The organism is Oleiphilus sp. HI0086 (genome assembly GCF_001635225.1).
In genome coordinates, this window is record NZ_LWFZ01001328.1 from 1 (window position 1) to 1,568 (window position 1,568).

The window sequence follows — 1,568 nt, forward strand, 5'->3', positions numbered from 1 at the left end:
GTTATGTGGTCGTCGTAATTCAAACTTGTTTTGCACCCAAACTGATCGTGCCTTTGGCTTATGACTCAGGTGGTGTAACGACATCTACTGTAACTGTGCCTTTGGTTGCAGCCTTGGGTTTAGGCTTAGCTGAAACAGTACCTGGGCGAAGCACTTTGATTGATGGTTTTGGTTTAATCGCTTTTGCTAGCTTATTTCCAATAATGTCGGTGATGGCCTATGCGCAAATTACTGAGTATTTGGCTAAGCGAAACCAACAACAGGGCTTGGCACAAGCTGAATAAGCTCTGTACAGAGTTTGTAGAGAATTTCGAATAGGGGAAAGTACATGCATTTTAAATTATTGCTGGTGTTTGTAGAGGATGACAAAACCGATAAGGTCATGAAGGCTGCGCGAAAAGCTGGGGCGACTGGTGCCACAGTGATCAACCATGCCAGAGGCGAAGGGATTAAAAAGAGTAAGACTTTTTTTGGCCTGACCCTGGAGACTCAACGGGATGTCTTGCTGTTTATAGTTGAAGAGCACTTAAGCCGGCATATATTAGAGACTATTGGACAGGTAGGCGAATTCGATACCAGTCCGGGTACGGGAATTGCCGTACAGTTAGATGTTGAAGATGCTGTGGGCGTCTCGCACCAAATACAATCTATTGCAGCTAAAGTCGAGGAAGAGTTATGAGTCATACCAATAAAACGGTTGTTAAAATTAAGGATGTCATGCGGAGTAACTACGTTGAAATGGACGGCATGATGACCGTTAAAGACGCCTTGATTCAAATGAAAGAGCATAATGCTAGCTACGTGATTATCAAAAAACGTAATGAGGATGACGAGTACGGCGTTGTGATGCTGTCAGATATCGCTAAAAAGGTATTGGCAAAAGATAAGTCACCTGATCGCGTTAATGTCTATGAAATTATGTCTAAGCCCGTTGTCAGTGTCCCACCTGAAATGGATGTGCGCTATTGTGCTCGTTTATTTGATCAGTTTGGCTTGGCGAGTGCGCCAGTTATTGATGGTAAAAACGGTAAAGTAGTGGGTGTGGTAGGTTATAAATCTTTGGTTTTTGAAGGTATTTTAGTAGAGCAGCATACCTTGGATTAAAGCGTATTACAGTATTTTGGATGGCTATGGATTGTTAGGGTGAGTGACTAATTGCGAATTCTATAATAGCCATTTATTCAGACTCTCGACTATACTGATGACAGTCTTAACTGTAACAACGACAAATAACAATAATAAATGCAATAGAGGGTCGTTATGGATCAAGAGGTCCTGGAGAAATTATTACGCGCTCAGCAATCGATTACCGAAATGGTTTCGTCGGGCGCGTCTCTACCAGAGTGCTTGGAAGAAATCTGTAGTTCAATCGAGCAGGCCTTGGCAAGCAAGGCCGGCAAGAGCTCGATTCTTTTATTGAAAGGGAACAACTTACACCACGGCGCAGCACCGAGTTTGCCTAAGGCATATTGTGACGCTGTTAATGGTGTCGAAATAGGCGAAAGCGTTGGCTCTTGCGGCACGGCTGCGTTTACTAAGCGGCAGGTGATTGTTGCCGATATCGCTAC

General features: G+C 43.8%; 4 protein-coding genes. All 4 read left to right on the top strand.

From position 1 onward, the window contains the following. Positions 1–284 (top strand): DUF1538 family protein (locus A3756_RS22930; RefSeq protein WP_156490709.1); only part of this gene is annotated, 284 nt, incomplete at its 5' end. A 44-nt stretch (positions 285–328) separates the two neighbouring features. Next, positions 329–679: a P-II family nitrogen regulator gene (locus A3756_RS22935; RefSeq protein WP_068511238.1), complete on the top strand. Its 351-nt coding sequence runs from the start codon at positions 329–331 to the stop codon at positions 677–679. After that, positions 676–1,104, top strand: a complete 429-nt coding sequence (locus tag A3756_RS22940; RefSeq protein WP_068511236.1) for a CBS domain-containing protein — start codon at positions 676–678, stop codon at positions 1,102–1,104. The genes A3756_RS22935 and A3756_RS22940 overlap by 4 nt, the downstream gene beginning before the upstream one ends. A gap of 156 nt (positions 1,105–1,260) precedes the next feature. After that, positions 1,261–1,568 (top strand): GAF domain-containing protein (locus A3756_RS22945; protein ID WP_368664617.1); only part of this gene is annotated, 308 nt, incomplete at its 3' end.

Excerpts from the sequence above, each read along its gene's own strand:
- A3756_RS22935 (WP_068511238.1), top strand. The coding sequence starts at position 329 with ATGCATTTTAAATTATTGCTGGTGTTTGTAGAGGATGACAAAACCGAT.
- A3756_RS22940 (WP_068511236.1), top strand. The coding sequence starts at position 676 with ATGAGTCATACCAATAAAACGGTTGTTAAAATTAAGGATGTCATGCGG.